The organism is Xanthomonas sp. WHRI 6108 (genome assembly GCF_040202385.2).
Lineage (GTDB): Bacteria > Pseudomonadota > Gammaproteobacteria > Xanthomonadales > Xanthomonadaceae > Xanthomonas > Xanthomonas arboricola.
This window is the reverse complement of record NZ_CP168198.1, coordinates 4,678,716-4,697,707: the sequence shown is the minus strand read 5'-3', so window position 1 is coordinate 4,697,707 and position 18,992 is coordinate 4,678,716. Positions and strand designations below refer to the sequence as shown.

The 18,992-nt window shown below is 69.0% G+C and carries 13 protein-coding genes and 1 pseudogene; 8 read left to right on the top strand and 6 right to left on the bottom strand.

Going from position 1 to position 18,992, the window contains the following annotated elements; translation table 11 throughout:
• Positions 1-237: 237 nt before the first annotated feature.
• A complete protein-coding gene (locus tag ABQ039_RS19715; RefSeq protein WP_024939637.1) occupies positions 238-1,599 on the top strand; it encodes an MFS transporter in 1,362 nt (453 codons plus the stop codon).
• A 220-nt stretch (positions 1,600-1,819) separates the two neighbouring features.
• Here the strand turns inward: ABQ039_RS19715 and ABQ039_RS19710 are convergent, their stop codons facing one another.
• From ABQ039_RS19710 to ABQ039_RS19690, 5 genes are all read right to left on the bottom strand, one after another.
• Positions 1,820-4,021: an FUSC family protein gene (locus ABQ039_RS19710; RefSeq protein ID WP_349778314.1), complete on the bottom strand. Its 2,202-nt coding sequence runs from the start codon at positions 4,019-4,021 to the stop codon at positions 1,820-1,822.
• Positions 4,018-5,478 (bottom strand): efflux transporter outer membrane subunit, encoded by a 1,461-nt coding sequence (locus ABQ039_RS19705; protein WP_349778315.1) that lies wholly within the window; start codon positions 5,476-5,478, stop codon positions 4,018-4,020. The genes ABQ039_RS19710 and ABQ039_RS19705 overlap by 4 nt, the downstream gene beginning before the upstream one ends.
• Positions 5,475-6,395: an efflux RND transporter periplasmic adaptor subunit gene (locus tag ABQ039_RS19700; protein ID WP_349778316.1), complete on the bottom strand. Its 921-nt coding sequence runs from the start codon at positions 6,393-6,395 to the stop codon at positions 5,475-5,477. Before ABQ039_RS19700 ends, ABQ039_RS19705 begins: the two co-directional genes overlap by 4 nt.
• A complete protein-coding gene (locus ABQ039_RS19695) occupies positions 6,392-6,610 on the bottom strand; it encodes a DUF1656 domain-containing protein (RefSeq protein ID WP_024939640.1) in 219 nt (72 codons plus the stop codon). The genes ABQ039_RS19700 and ABQ039_RS19695 overlap by 4 nt, the downstream gene beginning before the upstream one ends.
• Positions 6,611-6,713: 103 nt before the next feature.
• Complete coding sequence (locus tag ABQ039_RS19690) at positions 6,714-7,169, bottom strand: MarR family winged helix-turn-helix transcriptional regulator (RefSeq protein WP_349778317.1); 456 nt, start codon at positions 7,167-7,169, stop codon at positions 6,714-6,716.
• A gap of 131 nt (positions 7,170-7,300) precedes the next feature.
• Here ABQ039_RS19690 and folE point away from each other — a divergent pair, with 131 nt between their 5' ends.
• The 4 genes and pseudogenes from folE to ABQ039_RS19670 form a co-directional block, all read left to right on the top strand.
• Positions 7,301-7,903 carry a GTP cyclohydrolase I FolE gene (gene folE, locus ABQ039_RS19685; protein WP_016902173.1) on the top strand — a complete coding sequence of 201 codons (603 nt, stop codon included), beginning with the start codon at positions 7,301-7,303 and terminating at the stop codon, positions 7,901-7,903.
• 19 nt (positions 7,904-7,922) lie between these two features.
• A complete protein-coding gene (locus tag ABQ039_RS19680; RefSeq protein ID WP_016902174.1) occupies positions 7,923-9,392 on the top strand; it encodes a DUF3375 domain-containing protein in 1,470 nt (489 codons plus the stop codon).
• Positions 9,379-10,080: a DUF4194 domain-containing protein gene (locus tag ABQ039_RS19675; RefSeq protein ID WP_039518266.1), complete on the top strand. Its 702-nt coding sequence runs from the start codon at positions 9,379-9,381 to the stop codon at positions 10,078-10,080. Before ABQ039_RS19680 ends, ABQ039_RS19675 begins: the two co-directional genes overlap by 14 nt.
• Before the next feature lie 385 nt (positions 10,081-10,465).
• Positions 10,466-13,858: pseudogene (locus tag ABQ039_RS19670) on the top strand (ATP-binding protein); the annotation flags it as partial.
• A 780-nt stretch (positions 13,859-14,638) separates the two neighbouring features.
• Here the strand turns inward: ABQ039_RS19670 and ABQ039_RS19665 are convergent.
• Positions 14,639-15,418 carry a TSUP family transporter gene (locus ABQ039_RS19665; RefSeq protein ID WP_349778319.1) on the bottom strand — a complete coding sequence of 260 codons (780 nt, stop codon included), beginning with the start codon at positions 15,416-15,418 and terminating at the stop codon, positions 14,639-14,641.
• An 82-nt stretch (positions 15,419-15,500) separates the two neighbouring features.
• On the opposite strand from ABQ039_RS19665, the gene ABQ039_RS19660 reads away from it, so the two are divergent.
• From ABQ039_RS19660 to ABQ039_RS19650, 3 genes are all read left to right on the top strand, one after another.
• Positions 15,501-15,890, top strand: coding sequence for a YchJ family protein (locus tag ABQ039_RS19660; protein WP_054591718.1), 390 nt, complete (start codon positions 15,501-15,503; stop codon positions 15,888-15,890).
• A 158-nt stretch (positions 15,891-16,048) separates the two neighbouring features.
• Entirely contained in the window at positions 16,049-16,255 is a 207-nt protein-coding gene (locus tag ABQ039_RS19655) for a hypothetical protein (protein WP_024939646.1), read from the top strand.
• Positions 16,256-16,570: 315 nt separating this feature from the next.
• On the top strand, positions 16,571-18,730 hold the full coding sequence (locus ABQ039_RS19650) for a lytic murein transglycosylase (RefSeq protein WP_374057827.1): 2,160 nt from the start codon (positions 16,571-16,573) through the stop codon (positions 18,728-18,730).
• Positions 18,731-18,992 lie beyond the last annotated feature (262 nt).

Here is an 18,992-nt window from a genome sequence, read left to right as displayed (position 1 = left end):
TCATCGAGACGCTCAGGCAGGTGCTGCCGTAGCGAGTGCCGGGCGTCATTGGCAGAAACCAGCAGTTGCGCTGTTGCCCGCGGCCGCAAGCACCACACCGACGACCGTCGGAAGCGGGCTGAAGCGCGCGCCGCTGCCGGCCGTTGCCGGGCCTGTATATGCGCCGAAATGCTTACATGCGTCACACAAGCACGCACCTATACTTCCGGGGTGTCCCACCCACAAGGTTCTGACTGCATGAGCGCACCCCCAACGTCTCCGATCGCCGCCGGTTCTGGCGCAGCCCCCGGTAGCCTTCGCCGTTCGGTGTCCAACACGCTCAAGGGATCGGCCGGCAATCTGGTCGAGTGGTACGACGTCTACGTCTACTCGGTGTTTGCCACCTACTTCGAATCGCAGTTCTTCTCCAAGGAAGACAAGAACGCCACCATGTTCGTGTGGGCGATCTTTGCGATGACCTTTTTGATGCGCCCGATCGGAGCGTGGTACTTCGGCCGCTTCGCCGACCGCTACGGCCGCCGCTTGGCGTTGACCATCTCGGTGTCGATGATGGCGCTGTGCTCGTTCGTCATCGCGGTGACGCCGACGGTGGCCACGATCGGCATCGCCGCGCCGATCATCCTGTTGCTGGCGCGCCTGCTGCAGGGCTTTGCCACCGGCGGCGAGTACGGCACCAGCGCCACCTACATGTCCGAGGCGGCGATTCCCGGCCGGCGCGGGTTCTTGTCCTCGTTCCATTACGTCACGCTGGTTGGCGGGCACGTGCTGGCGCAGACCACCTTGCTGGTGATGCTGCATTTCTTCGATGCGCCGCAGGTGTCCGAGTGGGGCTGGCGCGTGGCATTCGGCCTGGGCGGCATCGGTGCGTTGGTGGTGTTCTGGCTGCGCCAGACCATGGACGAGTCGCTGAGCTCCGAATCCATCGCCGATTCGCGCACCGGCAAGGCCAAGGCGTCGGGCTCGATGCGCGAGCTGTTCGTCAACCAGTGGCGCCCGCTGCTGCTGTGCTTCCTGATCACCGCCGGCGGCACGATCGCGTTCTACACCTATTCGGTCACCGGGCCGAAGATGATCCAGACCGCGTTCGCTGGTGGCGACGTGATGGCCGGCACCATCATCAACCTGGTCGCGCTGACGGTGCTGATGCTGATGCAGCCGGTTGGCGGCTGGTTGTCAGATATCGTGGGGCGCAAGAGCCTGCTGGTGTTCTTCGGCATCGGTGGGGTGCTCTACACCTGGTTCCTGGTGATGGAGCTGCCCAAGCAGACCGACTGGCTGACCGCGTTCGCGATCCTCACCGTGGGCTTTGTGATCCTGACCGGCTACACCTCGATCAATGCGGTGGTGAAGGCGGAACTGTTCCCCACCCATGTGCGTGCGCTGGGCGTGGGCCTGGGCTATGCGCTGGCGAACTCCGCCTTTGGCGGCACCGCGCCGCTGCTGTACCAGGCCTCGTTGAAGACCGGCCATGTCAGCGAGTTCGTGATCTACGCCACGGCAGTGATCGCGGTGTCGTTGGTGGTCTACATGTTCTTCCTGACCAACAAGGGCAGCAACTGGCTGGACGACGAAGCGGCGATGCATCAGCGCAAGCGCTGATCTGCTTTGTCCTTCTCCCGTCGGGAGAAGGGCGCCGAAGGGGCGGATGCGGGGCACCTCCGGTGACTGGCACGCCGACCGTGGTGAGCGCGTCGCCACGCGCCGCCAAGGTGAAGCATCGATCCTGCGGTCGTGGATTGGTACACGACCCCTCACCCCAACCCCCGCCAGCAGCGCGGGCGCTCCAGGGCACGCGCGCCAGTGGCGCGCAGGCAGTGCCTTACCGCCCCGCAGGGAGAGGGGCCAAGGGCGGACGAGTACCGGCGTTTGCCTGGGTATGCGGCGCCGTCTGCGCAAACACGCTGTAACGCAAGCCGATCAACCCCAGCAGCGCCTCATCGCGATGCGCACCCGCCGGCACCTTGCCGACGCGCGCCAGCGAGGCATCCAGCCGCGCACGCAGCGCATCAGGCGCAGGCAGCGGGCGCTTGTGCGCGATCTGTTGCCGGTAGTGCGCGGCAACATCGGCCAGGATCGCGTTCACGGCCTCAACGCTCGGCTGCGGCAAACCATGCCGCGCGCTGCGCAGTTGCAGGATGTTCAAGCCCACGCGCACTTCGTTGAGCATATCCACCGAGGCCAGCTCGCTGCCTTCCGGGGTCAATGCCAGCCGGGGTGCGAGCAGGCCAAGCAGGTCCAGCATGCGGGCGGCAAAGTGCTGCCGGTCCTGCGCGCCGCGGCCCTCGGCGGCATCGGCCAGCGTGCGCCAGCCCTGGCGCACCAGCCGGCGCGCGCTCCATTCGGCGCCCACCGAGCGGAACAAGCGCGTCAGCACCACGGCAAATCCAATCCCCAGCACCATCGCCACCGCCGCGTTGACGAAGCTCTGGATATTGGCGTTGTAGGTGTTCTGCAGGCTCAGCAGCGCGGTGAGGTTCACCACCAGCGGCAGCGCGACCAGCATGGTCTTGGGGCGATGCAGCAACGCGCCGATCGGCAGGAACACCGCCGCCAGCACCAACACCAGCATCGGGAAATCGTGGATGGCCGGGAAGATGCCGAACAGATAGATGCCGGCGACCACGCTGGCCACCACCGCCCAGGTCAGGAACGACAGCATGCTCGGCGCCGGGTCGTCCTGCGCGGCGAAGAATGCGGCAGTCACCGCCGCCATCATCGCGCCGTTGCCGCCGCCTTCCCAGCCGATGCCGATCCACAGCACGCAGTACGCCATCAACGCAAAGCCCGCGCTGAGTGCGGAAAACGCGGCCATGCCGAAATCGATATGGCGGGTGGTGCTGGCCGCTGCCGGCGCATCGGTTGTGTCGCGCGGTGACCGGGTCATGCGCTGCAGCACCGAGGGGTGCATGCGCGAACGCATAGCAGGTTCGCTGTGTGCCGCGTCAGCCCGTTCGGATGATTCCGCCGTTGCAGCTTGTCTCGCCGCACCCGGCATCGCGCGCAGCACCGGCGTCGCCGTGCCGTGCACCACCGCCTGCTGCAGCGCGCGGCAGTCCTGCCACAGGTCGAGCAGCTCTTCCAGCCGCAGCAGCAGGCTGGCCAGCAGCAGATGCTCGATGTCCTGATCCACCACCGGGCGCAGTGCGACGATGCGTGCGCGCAAGGCGTCGACGTCCGCATCGCTGGGTGCGTCCTCGCCCTGGCCCACCCAGGCTGCGACGTCCTCCAGCAGCGCGGCGGTGGCGAGCGGCAACGCAGACCCATCGCGCTGTAACGCATCCAGCCGATCGGCCATCGACGACAGCACCGGCAGCAGCATCAGCATGCGTGCGCGCAGCTGCTCCAGCGTGGGGACGGCACCGGCATGGCGTGGGTCGTCGTGGCGCACGAAGGCGATCAAGGCCTCGAACTGCACCAGATCGGCGGCCAGCCGATTGCGCGGTGCCTGCGACGGGCCGCGCTGCAGCACCTGCCGGCACCATTGCGCGGCGTCCTGCATCCAGTTGCCGATGCGCGCGGTGAGCATCGGCTTGACCGAGGCGGGGAAGACCAGCGCGGCGAACAGCACCGCCATCACCGTGCCCAGGATGATCTCCTCGCTGCGCGCCACCACGGTGTCGAAGATGCCCTCCGGCGCGGTCACCGCCGGGAAGCCGATGAAGGCGGTGGTGTAGCCGGCCAGCAAAAACGCATAACCGCGCGGGCCGCGATTGAGCAGCGCCAGGAACAGGCAGGCCGACAGCCACAACGCCATCGCCGCACTGAGCAGCAGCGGCGTTTCCACCAGGTTCGGCAGCATCACCAGGGTGGCCGCGCCGGCCAGCAAGGTGCCGAGCACGCGGTACACGCCCTTGGCGCGGGTGGGGCCGAGCAGCGGCTGGGAGACGATATAGACCGTGGCCATCGCCCAGTACGGCCGCGACAGATTGCCGGCCAGCCCCACGTACAACGCCGCGATCGAGGCGGCGAAGGTCTTGGCCGAAAACAGCCAGGCCTGGCGATCGCGCAGCAGCGCACTCATCGCGCGGCAGTCGGGTCGGTGCGGCCGGCGGCTGCTTCCCAGCCGCCGCCCAGCGCCAGGAACAGCTGCAGTTGATCCTGCGAGACCTGCGCCTGCGCATTGGCCAGCGTCATGTCGGCGGTGGCCAGCGTGCGCTCGGCATCCAGGCTGGACAGATACGGCGTACGCCCGCCCTGGTACAAACGCCGGTTCTGCGCCGACGCCAGGTCGGCCTGTTGCTGCGCCTGTTCCAGCAGGTGCAGGCGGTCCAGATCCTGCGCGTAACGCGACAAGGCAGTCTGCACCTCGCGCAGCGCCTGCAGCACGGTGTTGTCGAACTGCGCCAGCGCCGCGTCCGCGCCGGCTTCGGTGGCGCGCACGCGCGCACGCGCACCGCCGGATGGCAGCGTCCACGAGATCAGCGGGCCGAACGACCAGGCATGCGTGGCCGGCTCACCGAAGTCGGCCAGCAGGCCGGTGGCACCGATCGAGCCGCCCAGACGGATATCCGGATACAGCTCGGCGGTGGCCACGCCGATGCGCGCGGTGGCTGCCGCCAGCCGGCGTTCGGCCTGGCGCACATCCGGGCGACGCGCCAGCAGCGCGCGGCCGTCGCCGATCGGGATCGGGCGCTGCAGGGCCGGCGCGTGCGCACAGTCGTCCACGCCGGCCGGCACCTCGCCGGGCGTCTTGCCGAGCAGCGCGGCCAGTTGGTAACCGGCGGCCTGGCGGCGCGCGCGCAGCGGCGGCAGCGCCGCTTCCAGCATCGCCACCTGCGCGGTGGCGCGGGCCAGATCGGGCGGGGTGCCGCGGCCGGCAGCGATCAGGCGCTGGGTGATGTCGCGGCTGCGCTGCTGCAACTGCAGCGAATGCTCGGCCACGTGCAGCTCGTGGTTGGCGTGGCAGATCTCCACGTAGCTGCCGGCCACCTGCGCGGCGACGTTGACCCGCGCGAGGTCGATCGCGGCCTGGGCGACCTGCGTGTCGGCCTGCGCGGCCTCGGCGCCGCGTTGCAGCTTGCCGAACAGATCGAACTGATACGACACCCCGAACTTGCCGTCGGCCAGGTTGAACACCGGCAGCTTTTCCTGCTGCAGGAAGGCCTCGGCCGAGACCTGCGCGCGGCTGACGCCGGCCTCCACCTCGTAATCGAAACCGCCCGCGTCCAGCGCCTGTTCGTACACCGCCGCGGCGCGGCGCAGGTTGGCACCGGCCACCTTCAGCTCGACGTTGTCGCGCAAGGCCTGTTCGATCAGGCCATCCAGCATCGGGTCTTGGTACAGCGCCCACCAACGTGCCGGCAGCGGTGCGCCGGCCTGCACCTGGTCGTTGCCGGTGTCGCCAAACGCGGCATTGGCGGCCGGGCGCTGGTAGGCCGACTCCGCCGGCCCCGCGTAGTTCGGGCCAACCGTGGTGCAGGCGCTCAATGTGGCCAGCAGCGTGGCCAGTCCCAGGGGACGCAATACGGTGCGGTTCATGGCGCGGCCTTGGCCGGCACGCGGGCAGGCGCGCTGGCGGCGTCGCGCACGGCGTCCGGCAGGATGGTCACGGTGGCGGTGCGCCCGGCGATCAGCTGCACATGCGCCGGCACCCGATCCAGCACGATGCGCACCGGGATGCGCTGCGCCAGCCGCACCCAGTCGAATGCCGGCGTGACGTTGGGCAAGGCGCCGGCGCTGCCGCTGCGGTAACGGTCCTCGATACCGGCGGCGATGCTCTGCACATGCCCGTGCAAGGTGGCCGGCTCGCCCATCAGGTGCACGTCCACGCGCTGGCCGGCATGCACGCCCTGCAGGCGGGTCTCTTCGAAATAGCCGTCGACGCGGAACGAGCCGGTATCCAGCACCGCCACCACCGGGTGCCCGGCGCTGACGTAATCGCCCACGCGCACGGTGCGGTCGCTGACATGGCCGTCGGCCGGGCTGCGCACCTGCGTGCGGTCCAGGTTGAGCTGAGCCAGGTCCACCGCCGATTGCGCGGTGGCCACCGCCGCCTGCGCCTTCTGCACATTGGAGCGGCGCACCTCGGCATCTTCGGCAGCCACCAGGTCCTGCAGGCTGCGGTCGCGCGCGATCTCGCGGCGCAACTGGCTCAAGGTGGCCTGGCGCTCGGCCAGCGCGGCGCGCGCCTGTTCCAGCGCGATCGCATAGCGTGTGCAGTCCACCACGAACAGCAACTGCCCGCGCCGCACCGCCTGATTGTCGGCCACCGCCACTTCCTCCACCAGCCCGGACACATCCGGCGCCACCTGCACCACATCGGCGCCCACGTGCGCATCGCGCGTCCACGGCGCTTCCATGTAATAACGCCACAGGTGCTGCAGCACCACGGCTGCCACCACCACCATTGCCAGGGTCAACAGCGCCGGCCCCGCGTTCTTGATCAGCTTTTTCACGATTGCATCCAACGGGTAAGGGAAAACAGGCCGCCCAGCAGCGCGATGTACAGCGCCAGGTTGAACAGCGCCGGGTGCCAGATATGCCGGTACGCGCCGGCCCGGGTCAGCAGCGCGCCGATGGCGCTGTTGAGCAGGTAGGCCAGCGTCATCAACGCCAGCAAGGTGGGAACGAACACACCGTAGAGACTGAATTCGCCGTACATCGGGCACATCCTGGGCAAGGGGGGAACAACCACGTCCGGCGCCGTGCGCAATGCGCACCGGGCCATCCGGAACGTCACAACCGGCGTCGCAGCGCGACGCCCGACAGCGGGCTCAGTCGGACTGACTCAGCCGCGCGTGCGCCTGCGCGATCTGCTCCCACAAGGTCAGCACCACCTGCACCTGCGCCTCGCTGAGCGCGCCGAACACTTCTGCGCGCAGCGCATCCAGGCGGATCTCGATGCGCCCGACCAGCGCCTGGCCTGCGTCGGTGAGCCACAGCTGGTTGGCGCGGCGGTCGCTGCTGTCGGCCTCGCGGCGCACCAGCGTCTGCGCGCACAACTTGTCCAGCAGCCGCACCAGGGAGGGGCCTTCCATGCCCAGTTGCTGGGCCAGCGCGACCTGGCGGATGCCGCCGCCGGAGCGGCCGATCATCAACAACGGCCCGGTGCAGGCGCTGGACAGCCCGAATTCGGCAAATGCCTGGTCGGCCAGCCGCTGCCACTGGCGGGCGGCGACCAGCAGGCCGGAGCTGAGCTGGGCGCGGGGAGAGAGAACGCTGTTCGTCATAATAGATAGGATGCTATCAATTCAACAATGAATCAATAGTCACTGAACCCGGGCAAGCCGGCGCAACCGCCACTGGGGCCGCCGGCCCGTCCTCGGGTACCATGCTCGCCCCCTTTGGGTGCACCCTGCGCATGAGCCAGTCCGACCAGCCCGATTCCCCCGTCACCCAGGCCCAGGCCGAAGATGCCGTGCGCACCCTGCTGCGCTGGGCCGGCGAAGACCCGGCCCGCGAAGGCCTGCTGGACACCCCGCGCCGGGTCGCCGAAGCCTATGGCGACTGGTTCAGCGGGTACCGCGAGGAACCGCGCGAGTATCTGGAACGCACCTTCGAGGAAGTGGCCGGCTACGACGAGCTGATCGTGCTGCGCGACATCTCCTACGAGAGCCACTGCGAGCACCACATGGCGCCGATCATCGGCAAGGTGCACGTGGGCTATCTGCCGCGCGGCAAGGTGGTCGGCATCAGCAAGCTGGCGCGCGTGGTGGAAAGCTATGCGCGGCGCTTCCAGGTGCAGGAAAAGATGACCGCGCAGATCGCCCAGTGCATCCAGGACGTGCTGCAGCCGCGCGGCGTCGGCGTGGTGGTGGAAGGCTCGCACGAATGCATGACCACCCGCGGCATCCACAAGCGCGGCGTCAGCATGGTGACTTCCAAGATGCTGGGCAGCTTCCGCGAGGACGCGCGCACCCGCGCCGAGTTCCTGCAGTTCATCGAAGTGGGCGGCAAGCGTTGAGGCAGCCGTTGCCGTCGCCATGAAGCACCAGGCACGTATCGCCGGCTATCGCCAATTGCGCGAGCAGCCGGTGTGGAAACTGCTGGCCGCCGACCACGCGCCCGAGCTGATCGGCCTGCTGCAGACGGTGTTGCTGGACGGCGAACGCCGCCTGCCCTCGGCCGTGCTGCACGAGCGCCTGCAGCGCCAGCTCGACGCGCTGCGCGCCGACGAGCTCTCGCGCGAGTTGCCACGCACCGCGCAGGCCTATCTGGCGCATTGGCTGGCACAGGGCTGGCTGGAACGCCGCCTGCCCGAGGGCGCGGCCGAAGAAGAATACGAGTTGTCGCGCGCGGCCACCCAGGCCATCCGCTTCATCGTCGGCCTGCGCGAGAGCAGCAGCAGCGCCACCGAAAGCCGCCTGTCGCTGGTGATCCAGCAGCTGGTGCAGCTGGCGGGCCAGACCGAAGCCGACCCGGAGCTGCGCCTGGCCGCCCTGCGCGAAGAACGCGCGCGCATCGATGCCGAGATCGAACGGGTGGCCTCCGGCCGCGTGGCCGCGCTGGACGGCAAGCGCGCGCTGGAGCGTGCCCGTGACCTGATCCATCTCTCCGACGAGCTGGCCGAAGATTTCCATCGCGTGCGCGACGATTTCGAACAGCTCAACCGCCAGTTCCGCGAACGCATCATCGACGACGAGGGCGCACGCGGCGACGTGCTGGAGCAGCTGTTCAACGGCGTGGACGTGATCGCCGACAGCGAGGCCGGGCGCACCTTCGAGGCATTCTGGAGCCTGCTCAACGACACCCAGCAAAGCAGCCAGCTCGATCAGGCGCTGGATGCGCTGCTGGCACGCGGTTTCGCGCGCAAGCTGGACCGGCGCGAGCGCGCCTTCCTGCGCGGGTTGACCGGCACGCTGCTGGAGCGCGGCGGCGAGGTGCACACGGTGATGCAGCACTTCGCCCGCAGCCTGCGCGGTTTCGTGCAGAGCCGCGGCTATCTGGAGCAGCGCCGGCTCAATCAATTGCTCAAGCAGGCGCAGGGCGAAGCCTTGCAGCTGCGCGACAGCCTGCACGCCACCACCGCCACCGGCTACACCCAGGCGTTGAGCGCGGCCCGCCTGCGTTCGCTGTCGCAATGGCGCCTGCACGACCCGCGCCTGACCCAGGTCGATGGCCGCGTGCAGGCCGCCGATGCGGCAGACATCTCGCTCGACAGCGTGGGCGATCTGGTCGCGCAATCGGAAATCGACGTGCGCAGCCTGCGCCGCGACCTGCACGAGCTGCTCGGCCAGCGCCCGCGCCTGACCATCGGCGATGCGCTGCAGCAGCGCCCGGCCGCGCAGGGCCTGGGCAGCGTGATCGGCTACCTGTCGCTGGGCACGCGCCACGGCGTGGTGATCGACGGACAGATGGAAACGGTGCAATGGGAAGGCGGCGACGGCGCCCTGCGGCGCGCACGCATTCCGCTGGTGTGGTTCACCCGGGAGAAACGCAATGAACTGGACTGAGGACACCCGCCTGGACGCGGACGAGGACAGCGGCGCGTCGGCCGATGCCGGCCGCACGCCGCTGACGGAGACATCGCCTGCACAGCCGCGCGGCGAACTGTTCCTGGGCGACACCGGCACGCTGCCGTTCGACGCGCGGCGCGCGCTGTGCCAGCTGCTGGCCGGCCCCAGCATCGATGCGCAACGCCACGGTGCGTTGTGGCCTGCGCTGCTGCGCAACGAGGCGGCGATCCGCCAGGTCTTGTGCGAGCTGTTCCTGGAGCTGGTGCTGGACCGCGAGGGCGGGGTGGCCTTCACCCGTCAGGCCGACACCGCCGAGCTGGAATCGCCGACCCTGCTGCGCAGCGCGCCGCTGACCTTCATCGAGTCGGTGCTGCTGCTGTTCCTGCGCCAGCAACTGGCCGAAGCCGATACGCGCGGCGAGCGGGCGGTGGTGGACGAGGCGCAGTTGGTGGAGGCCTTGTCGGTCTACGAGAAGAACGTGTCCACCGACCGCGCCGGATTCGCGCGACGGGTGCTGACGGCGATCGGCAAGATGCGCGAGAACCAGTTGCTGTCGCGGCTGCGCGGCAGCGAGGAGCGCTACGAGGTCTCGCCGGTGCTGAAGTTGCTGTTCTCGGCCGAAGACGTGCAGGCCCTGGTGGTGGCGTATCGCGGCTTGCGCGAGGGAGATGTTGCGCTCGACTAAGTGCCTTCCCCCATCGGGAGAAGGTGCCCGAAGCGCGGATGAGCGGACGGCCGATCGCGATGCCCGATGTATGACGCCCGGGATGCGTGGAGTTTGTGTAGTCGTGCGTTGTGCGATGGATGTCGGCTCTCACGCCCGATCAAACGCGATCACTTTTTCCACGGGCTGCAGCAAGGCATCCAGCTTCCTTATCGGCCGCCGCCGCCCCACGTCAACGCAGACCACCGCACCCGTAAGAGCGGCCCCGGCCGCGAAGGGGCCGTACCGAATCACTCCCAGACCACAGCACCGCCAACAGCCCAGCAACACGCAACACCCCGCTACAAACAGTCCTGATGTGATTCGTCTTCAGCGTTACCCGTCATCCCGTTTTGGTGAGTAAGCCATGAATTCCCAGTCCAACCTGTCGCCGGCGCAGCCGGGCGCGTCCCTGTTCACTGATTCGCTTGCCGAGCAGCGCGCGCAGCAGTTCCGCATGCGGCGGTTGCAGGTGCACAACTGGGGCACGTTCAACGGCTTGACCGAGGTGCCGATCGCCGAGAAGGGCTTCCTGTTCGTCGGGCGCTCCGGGTCGGGCAAGTCGACCCTGCTGGATGCGATGTCGGCGTTGCTGACCCCGCCCAGCATCGTCGACTTCAACGCCGCCGCACGCGAGGCCGAGCGCAGCGGGCGCGATCGCAGCCTGGTGTCGTATGTGCGCGGTGCCTGGGCTGATCAGCAGGACAGCGCCTCGGGCGAGATCGCCACCCAATACCTGCGCAAGGGCGCCACCTGGTCGGCGCTGGTACTGGAATACCGCAACGCGCACGGCGAGACGGTCAGCCTGATTCGCCTGTTCTGGATCGCCGGCAGCGGCAATGCCGCGGCCGATGTGCGCCGCCATTACATGGTCGCGCCGCGCAGCTTCGATGTGGCCAGCGAGCTGGATGGGTTCGATCTGGATCTGCGCAGGCTCAAGGCGCGTCTTGGCGAAGAGGTCGCGCATTTCGATGGTTTTGCCGGCTACGCAGAGCGCTTTCGGCATGCGCTGGGCATCGGCAACGAGATGGCGTTGCGGTTGCTGCACAAGACCCAGTCGGCCAAGAACCTGGGCGATCTCAATGTGTTCCTGCGCGGCTTCATGCTGGACGAGCCGCGCACGTTCGAGGCGGCCGACCGGCTGGTGGAAGACTTCGCCGAACTCGACGGCGCACACCATGCAGTGGTCACCGCACGCCGGCAGGTGGAAACGCTCAGCCCGGCACGCGAGCACCATGCGGCGCTGATGGCCTTGCGCCACAGCGTCGGCGAGTTGCGCGAGCTGCAGCTGGGCGTGGACAGCTACCGCGAACAGCAGCGTCTGGCCTTGCTGGAGACGCGCCTGCACGAACTCGACAGCCAGGACCGCGGGCTGGCCGGCGAAGAAGGCCAGCGGCGTGAGTCGCTGGACAATCACGAACAGAAGCTCGCCGGGCTGGAGCGCGAACAACGCGCCGCCGGTGGCGAGCAGATCGAGGAACTCGAACGCGAGCGCGCCCGGGTCGAGCGCGAGCGTGACGAGCGCCTGCGGCGTCGCGTGCAGATCGAACAGGCCTGCCGCCAGCTCGGCACCGCCCTGGCCGCAGGCGCCAGCGGCTTTGCCGAGCAGATCGCGTACGCGCAGACCGTGCTCGAGAACGGCAAGCACGACGCCAGCGCGCTGGACGAGGCGATCGCCGAGCGCATGGGTGTGCGCCGCGACGATGAGCGGCGCTTTGCCGAGATCCGCGCCGAACTGGATGCGTTGAAGCGCGCCCCGTCCAGCATGCCGGCACCGATGCAGGCCTTGCGCGCGCGCCTGTGCGAGGACACCGGCATTGCCGAAGCGGCGCTGCCATTCGTTGGCGAACTGGTGCAGGTGCGCGAGGATCAATCTGCCTGGCGCGGTGCGATCGAGCGCGTGCTGAGCGGTTTTGCGCAGTCGCTGCTGGTGGACGACCGCCATTACGCGCAGGTCAGCGAATGGGTCAACCGCACCCAGCTCGGCACGCGGCTGGTGTATTTCCGGGTACGCCGCAACGATGCGCTGCAGGCGCGCACGCCGGATGCGCGTGCATTGCCGGGCAAGCTGCAGCTGCGCGAGCATGCCTTCACCGAGTGGCTGCGCAACGAGTTGATGCGTCGCTTCGACTACGAATGCGTCGACAACGCCGCCGCGCTGCGCAATGCCGACCGTGCCATCACCCGCGAAGGGCAGGTCAAGCATCCCGGCGACCGTTACGAAAAGGACGACCGCCATGCGGTCAACGACCGCAAGCGCTGGTTGCTGGGTCACGACAACCGCGACAAGCTCAAGGTGTTCGAGCGCGAAGCGCAGACGCTTGCCCAGCGCATCGCCAGCTGCGATGCCGACGTGGCCGCGCTGCGCAAGCAACGCGAGCAGGACCAGGAACGGCAGCTGGCCGCGCACACGCTGGTCGAGCGCGACTGGGACGAGATTGATGTCGGCCCCAAGCTGCAGCGCCTGAGCGATATCGACGAACAGCTGCAGCAGCTGCGCGAAGGCAACAGCGGCCTGCGCGCGCTCGGCCAGGCGATCGAGACCGCACGTACCTTGCGCGACCAAGCCAAGCGCACTTACGAGGACGTGCGGCTGGAGCGCGCGCAGCTGGCACGCGAGCGGGTTCGGCTGGAACAGCAGCACGCTGCCTGTGCCAGCCGTGCCGGCACCGCCGCGCTAACGCCCACCCAGCTGCAGGGCCTGCGCGAACGCCTGGCGGCGCTGGCACCGCTGTCGCTGGACAATCTGGAGGCGCATTTCCGCGTGGTGGAGCGTGGCCTGGCCGAGCAATTGGCCGAGAGCCAGGGCCGCGACAGCCGGCTCAGCGCGCAGCTGCTCGATTGCTTCCGCAAGTACTGCCAGCAATGGCCGGAAGACAGCGGCGATTTCACCGTGAGCCTGGCCAGTGCCGACGATTTTCTCGCGCGCCTGGATCGCCTGGAAAGCGATGGCCTGCCGCGCCACGAGCACCGCTTCTTCGATCTGCTGCAGACCCAGAGCAAGAACAATCTGCTGGCCCTGCAGCGCCACACCGCCGAGGCCCACAAGGGCATCAAGCAGCGCATGGACGAGGTCAACGCCAGTCTGGAGCAGGTGCCGTTCAATCGCGGCACGCTGCTGACCATCGAGGTCAGCGACCGTCGCCTGGGCGAGGTGCAGGAATTCCAGCAACAGCTGCGCGCGGTGCTGTCGCATCAACAGACCGAAGACCGCGCACTGGCCGAAGCGCAGTTTTCCACCCTGCGCGCGTTGGTGGCACGCCTGGGCGCGCAGGAACCGGACGCACGTCGCTGGCGCGAGCAGGTGCTGGACGTGCGCCAGCATGTGGAATTCATCGGCGTGGAGCTGGATGCGCAGACCCGCGCGCAGGTGGAGATCTACCGCAGCGGCGCCGGCAAATCCGGCGGTCAGCGCCAGAAGCTGGCAACCACCTGCCTGGCCGCCGCACTGCGCTACCAGCTCGGTGGCGAAGACGGCGAACTGCCGCGCTACTGCGCGGTGGTGCTGGACGAAGCCTTCGACAAGGCCGACAACGAATTCACCGCGCTGGCGATGAACATCTTCGAGAACTTCGGTTTCCAGATGGTGGTGGCCACGCCGCTGAAATCGGTGATGACGCTGGAGCCGTTCATCGGCGGTGCCTGCTTTGTGGAAATCAGCGGCCGGCACAACTCCGGCGTGCTGCTGATCGAATACGACGAGCAGGCGCAGCGACTCCAGTTGCCCGAGCGCTCGCGCGGGGACGAGGCCGCTGCAGCGGTGACGGAACAGGCGGTGAGTGCTGCGCAGCGCGAGGATGCACCGCGTTCGACGCAGGGTGAAACGCGGATGGACAGCACCGCTGCCGTCTCTGGCGCTGAGGGCGCGGCACTTCAGGACGTCCCTGCACAGGACGACGTGGCGGCCAAGGCGGGCAAGCGGGCCAGCAAGGTCGCGCCGGCATCGACGCCGGCTGTTCAAGCCGCGCCGAAGCCATCAAAGACAGCCGCTGCCAGCGCACGTGCGGGATCAGGCAAGTCGGCAGCGGCGAAGACCGCAGCGGGCAAGGCCGCATCCGCCAAACCTGCATCAGCCAGGCGTGCATCGCCTGCAGCGGGCACAGCGCGCAAGCCGGCAACGCCGACCAAACCGGCCAGGACGCCAGCGAACACCGGGACGGCACCCAGGCGCGCGACCGCATCCGCCAAACCGACTGCCAGGCCGAACAAAGCCGCGACAACAGCGGCAGCGCCGAAAAAGCCTGCTGCCAAATCGACGGTAGCGACCAGGCGCGCCACCACTTCGCTGGGTGGCGCAACCAAGGCAACCAGGACAACTGCCGCGCGCACTGCGGCCAGGCCCGCGCCAACCAAACCCGTGGCCAAGGCACGTGCTGCGTCCACGCGCGGATCTGCAGGCAAGCCGCGCGGAAAACGCTGAGCGCGCCACCTGGATGCCTGCGTCACCGCGCTGCGGTCGCAGGCGTCGCAGGTCGGGGACAGCAGACCACCACTCTCCCGGCGCACCGTGCACCTTGTCGGCGACGCTGAGTATGGAGTTCTAAACCCCGTGCAGCAGATCCCAGCCCATCTTGCCGATCAGCGCGATGACCAGCACCAGGAACAACGTGCGGATCAGCGGCGTGCCGCCGCGTAGCGCCATCCGCGTGCCGGCGACCGCACCGGCTACGTTGGCCACCGCCATCGGGATGCCGATCGCCAGCATCACCTGGCCGCTGGGCAGGAAGAACGACAGCGCCGCCAGGTTGGTGGCCAGGTTCACCACCTTGGCCGCGGCCGAGGCGCGCAGAAAGTCCAGCCCGAAAAAGCGGATGAACAGGAAGATCAGGAAACTGCCGGTACCGGGCCCGAAGAACCCGTCGTAGAAACCGATCGCCGCGCCCATCGCCAAGGCAGTGATCAATTCGCGCCGGCCGATCTGGCGTGGCCGATGCAGCGCACCGAAGTCCTTCTTGATCAGCGTGTAGACCAGCATCGCGATCAGCAGCACCAGGATCAGCGGCCGCACTGCCTGCTTGGGCATCAGGCTGACCGCGGTCGCGCCCAGAAACGAAAACGTAAACGCCGCCACCGTCGCGTACAGCACCGGCCGCCACGGAAAGCGCACAGTGCGCGCATAGCGCCACGCCGAGGCACCGGTGCCGAACATCGCGCTGAACTTGTTGGTGCCCAGAACCAGCGACGGCGCCTGCTGCGGCAGGGTGGCAAACAATCCCGGCAACTGGATCAGGCCACCGCCGCCGACTGCCGCATCCACCAGCCCGGCGACAAACGCGATGCACAGCAGCCACGGCAACTCGGTGGGAATCAGTTCCAGCAAGGCGGTGCTCCGCACGACGGGGCGACAGCATAAACGCGCAGAAACCCCGCCTCCCACTTCCCACTTCCCGCACAATCGCCAGATGCCGACTTCCACTCCCAACGATCCCTGTCCCTGCGGCCGCGCCGCCACCTACGCGCAGTGCTGCGGGCACTACCACGCCGGCGCCGCCGCGCCCGATGCCGAAACCCTGATGCGTGCGCGCTACAGCGCCTACGTCCGCCGCGATGTGGCGTACCTGCTCGCCAGCTGGCATCCGTCCACGCGCCCACCCGAGCTGTCGCTGGACGAGGGCGGCCGCACCACCTGGCTCGGCCTGACCGTGCAACGCGCCATCGAGACCGGCACCGACACCGCCGAGGTGGCGTTCCTGGCCCGCTACCGCATCGGCGGCGGCAGCGCGGTGCGCATGACCGAACACAGCCGCTTCGTGCGCGAAGACGGCCGCTGGTATTACCTCGACGCGCGCTGAGCCGGGCTCAGGCGTGAGCGAGGTCAGCGGTCACGCTCACCATGAAGCTGTTCAGCCCGACGGACGGCACGGGCCGGCGCGGTTTCTCGACGCCACGTTCGCAGCCGATCCCGGAAGCTTGCCGCCTCGGCGGAGCTCGCCGCGGGGCGGACACGATGATGGCAACCTTCAATCTCTGGCAGTGGGTGCTTGTGGCCATCGTGGTATTTGCGATCGTGCTGCCGGCGTGCCTGGCCACGGCACTGATCTGGTTCGGCCCCCGCCACGACGCCCCGCGCAGCGCGCGCGCCCGACGTATGCCCGACACCAGCCCCTCCAGCCCGGCGTTGTCGCTGCTGACCGGCATCACCGGCGACGGTAGCTAGGCGCGGCGATCGACGCGGCTGGGTTGCCGCGGCGTCTTCGCCAGGCGGGCCGGACCGATGCCACTCCATCGGCACGCAACATCATTCTCCGACTCGCGCCACACGATCTCTGCGTCGTGCCCATCGCGCTGAAAAGCGTACGCACCGCACAGTCACCCCTGCGTGTCGCTGCCGACCAGCGCAGCGCACGATGCCGTCGCAACATCACGGCCTGCACGCCTGCAACCAGCCAGGTTGGCTATCCTCGGCGGCTCGACCTGCCGCAGGAGCACTCCATCGCATGACCTCCGTCCACACGCCGGCCATCGCGCCGTGATGCCGACCCGGCGCGTCCTGCCTGCGCTGTTGGCGCTGGCGCCGCTGATCGCCTGCGCCGATCCGGCCTTCGACCGCTGCCTGGCCGGCCTGCAGACCCAGGCCGCCGCCAAGGGCGTGGGGGCCGCCGACTTCCAGCGCTTCACCGCTGGCCTGGCGCCCGATCCCAGCGTGTTGCCGCTGCTCGATGCCCAGCCCGAGTTCACCACCCCGATCTGGGACTACCTCGCCAGCCTGGTCGACAGCCAGCGTGTCGCCGACGGCCAGGCCATGCTGGCCACCCACCGCGATTTGCTTACCCGCCTGTCCGAACAGACCGGGGTCGATCCGGCCACCATCGTGGCGGTCTGGGGCGTGGAGAGCGACTACGGCCGTGTCATCGGCAAGCGCCCGCTGCTGGTCTCGCTGGCGACGCTGTCGTGCGCGGGCCGCCGCCAGCCGTTCTTCCGTGGCGAATTGCTCGCCTTGCTCGGCCTGCTGCAGCAAGGCGATCTGTCGCCGGATGGCTTGACCGGCTCCTGGGCCGGCGCCTTCGGGCAGACCCAGTTCATGCCCTCCACCTATGCCCGCATCGCGGTGGATGGCGACGGCGACGGCCGCCGCGATCTGGTCGCCAGCATTCCCGACGCGCTGGCCTCCACCGCCAACTATCTGGTCAAGGCCGGCTGGGAGCGCGCCCGTCCCTGGGGCATGGAAGTCCGCCTGCCCGCCGGCTTCGATGCCAGCAAGGCCGGCCGCACCCGGCGCCAACCGCTGCAGGCCTGGCAAAACGCCGGCCTGCTCGGCACCGACGGCAAGGCGCTGGCGCCGGCCGGCCTGCCCGCCGACACCCCGGCCGCCCTGCTGCTGCCGGCCGGCGCGACCGGCCCGGCATTCCTGGTGTTCCGCAACTACGACGCGATCTACGCCTACAACGCCGCCGAAAGCTACGCGCTGTCGATCGCCCTGCTCGCCGACCGTCTGCGCGGTGGCGCCGGCCTGGTCGCCGCCTGGCCCACCGACGACCCCGGCCTGGGCCGGCCCGAACGGCGCGAACTGCAGCAATTGCTGCTGGCCCGCGGCCACCTGATCGGCGAGGCCGACGGCATGATCGGCACCGCCAGCCGGCGCGCCATCCAGGTCGAGCAGACCCGCCTGGGCCTGCAGCCGGCCGACGGCCGTCCCGGCCAGCGCATCCTCACCGCCCTGCGCGCCGCCCCGCCGGTCGCCGGCGCGGCGGCCATCCGCGCCACGGCGTTCAAGCTGCCGGCCGCCCATCCCGCATTCGTCCAATCCCCCATCGTCCAGAAGGCACCCCCCATGTCCGACCTCACCGGCCTGCGCACAGGCGACTTCCACGGCTTTCCCTCGCTGTTGATCGACACCCCGTTCTCCACCGCCGCCATCAGCCTGTTCGGCGGTCAGCTGCTGTCGTTCGTGCCCAAGGGCGGGCAGGACGTGATGTGGCTGTCGCCCACCGCCAAGCAGCCGCCCACCCCGATCCGCGGCGGCGCGCCGGTGTGCTGGCCGTACTTCGGCCGCCAGGACCAGACCGGCGAGGTCCCTGCGCATGGCTTCGTGCGCACCGTGCCCTGGCAGCTCACCGAGAGCCGGCGCGAGGACGACGGCACCCTGGTGCTCACGCTGACCCCGCCCAGCTTCGACGACCTGGCGCTGCGCCTGCGCATGACCCTGCGCATCGGCCGCACCCTCGAACAAAGCCTGATCACCGAAAACACCAGCCCGGCCCCGGTGCGCTTCACCCAGGCGCTGCACAACTACTTCCGCGTCGGCGACGCGCTCACCGTCAGCGTGCAGGGCCTGGACGGGCTGGACTACCTCGACAAGTACGAGAACTACGCCACCGCCCACCGCCAGCAGGGCGATTGGAGCCTGCGCGACCCACGCGATCCCGGCCGCAGCGACCGTATCTACACCAACGCCGGCGGCCGCTACACCCTGACCGACCCGGTACTCGGCCGCCGCATCGTCATCGCCACCAAAGGCAGTCGCTCGCTGGTGGCCTGGAACCCGGGCGACGAGGCGGCCGCCAAGATGGCCGACGTGGGCGAGGGCTGGCGCCATTACGTCTGCCTGGAAGCGGCCAACGCCGGCCCGGACGTCATCGAACTCGCCCCCGGCGCCAGCCACACGCTGACCCAGACCATCAGCGTCGAGTAAGCGCGACAATCGCCTCCCGATCGGGCAAAGCCCACGCTGTTTTCTAGAACAGACATGGAGGCAGGGACGACTCCCTTCTCCCACCGGGAGAAGGGGCCCCGGAGGGCGGACGAGGGTGCGGGCGAAGCCTCGTGCCACCTCACAATGCCTGTGGCTTCGCACGTACCCTCATCCCAACCCGCGCTCGGCGCCCCGCCCGCGCATGAGGCGCAGGCGCTCAAATGCACGCGCGCCAGGGGCGCGCAAGCCATGCCTTCTCGCC

Coding starts and splice junctions, on each gene's coding strand:
- ABQ039_RS19715 (WP_024939637.1), top strand. CDS start 238: ATGAGCGCACCCCCAACGTCTCCGATCGCCGCCGGTTCTGGCGCAGCC.
- ABQ039_RS19710 (WP_349778314.1), bottom strand. CDS start 4,021: ATGAGTGCGCTGCTGCGCGATCGCCAGGCCTGGCTGTTTTCGGCCAAG.
- ABQ039_RS19705 (WP_349778315.1), bottom strand. CDS start 5,478: ATGAACCGCACCGTATTGCGTCCCCTGGGACTGGCCACGCTGCTGGCC.
- ABQ039_RS19695 (WP_024939640.1), bottom strand. CDS start 6,610: ATGTGCCCGATGTACGGCGAATTCAGTCTCTACGGTGTGTTCGTTCCC.
- ABQ039_RS19690 (WP_349778317.1), bottom strand. CDS start 7,169: ATGACGAACAGCGTTCTCTCTCCCCGCGCCCAGCTCAGCTCCGGCCTG.
- folE (WP_016902173.1), top strand. CDS start 7,301: ATGAGCCAGTCCGACCAGCCCGATTCCCCCGTCACCCAGGCCCAGGCC.
- ABQ039_RS19680 (WP_016902174.1), top strand. CDS start 7,923: ATGAAGCACCAGGCACGTATCGCCGGCTATCGCCAATTGCGCGAGCAG.
- ABQ039_RS19675 (WP_039518266.1), top strand. CDS start 9,379: ATGAACTGGACTGAGGACACCCGCCTGGACGCGGACGAGGACAGCGGC.
- ABQ039_RS19660 (WP_054591718.1), top strand. CDS start 15,501: ATGCCGACTTCCACTCCCAACGATCCCTGTCCCTGCGGCCGCGCCGCC.
- ABQ039_RS19655 (WP_024939646.1), top strand. CDS start 16,049: ATGGCAACCTTCAATCTCTGGCAGTGGGTGCTTGTGGCCATCGTGGTA.
- ABQ039_RS19650 (WP_374057827.1), top strand. CDS start 16,571: ATGCCGACCCGGCGCGTCCTGCCTGCGCTGTTGGCGCTGGCGCCGCTG.